A 701-nucleotide genomic window follows, 5' to 3' on the forward strand; every position below is an offset into this window, starting at 1 on the left:
ATTCGGCATTGTGTGCATACGGCTACAATTCCAACTGCGCATCTCCCCGCCAGTCTCGGCAGCAGCCTACGGAAATCGTCAATATCAACGTCCCGTCCAAATACGGCGCATGGGCGGTGAACCTTAAAACGGGTATTGCAGGCGGCGCACTCAATATGAATTCGCGTGAGGCTGCGGAAAAAGAAGCCATAAAAGTTTGCGAAAAAGACGGTCGCAATGCACCTTGCAAAATAGGAGCTTCTGTTAGGAATGGTTGTATCGCCGTCGCACAAGGAAAATTAGGGAATAAATGGAAAGCCTTTACTGGAATAAAAAAACCTGGTCTTGCAGAAGAGGAAGCTCTAAGGAAATGTCAGGCTTCCGGTTATTCGCAATGCACCATTTTTGCCCCTGAAGGCTGCTCGATGCCGCAATAAAAATAGGCATTCTCTTATTAGGAGACTTTTCAAAACGAGGAGAAGCTAGCCTTTCTTTTAAAGATTTAAGTCACGGACTGATCAATTTGATTTTGTTTATAGGAAAGAGATACCTGATGCACAATTATCTGCTCTAAAAGTTTTAATTCAATGCCTGAAGAATTTTTTTAATCAGTGAGTTAGGAGGGCATAAAGAATTTGCTTTATCTGACGATATTCGGACATATCCAAGTAGTGTTGCTATGGAGAAAACAGTTGAGTTAAGAAAAGAATTTAGATTAAAAA

1 protein-coding gene is annotated in these 701 nt (G+C 41.8%); it reads left to right on the plus strand.

Annotation, left to right across the window (positions count from 1 at the left end):
• Positions 1–416: DUF4189 domain-containing protein (locus ACTHUR_RS14260; RefSeq protein WP_440399211.1), on the plus strand; the 416-nt coding region annotated here is incomplete at its 5' end.
• Positions 417–701 lie beyond the last annotated feature (285 nt).

This window comes from Neisseria sp. P0021.S007, assembly GCF_051956855.1.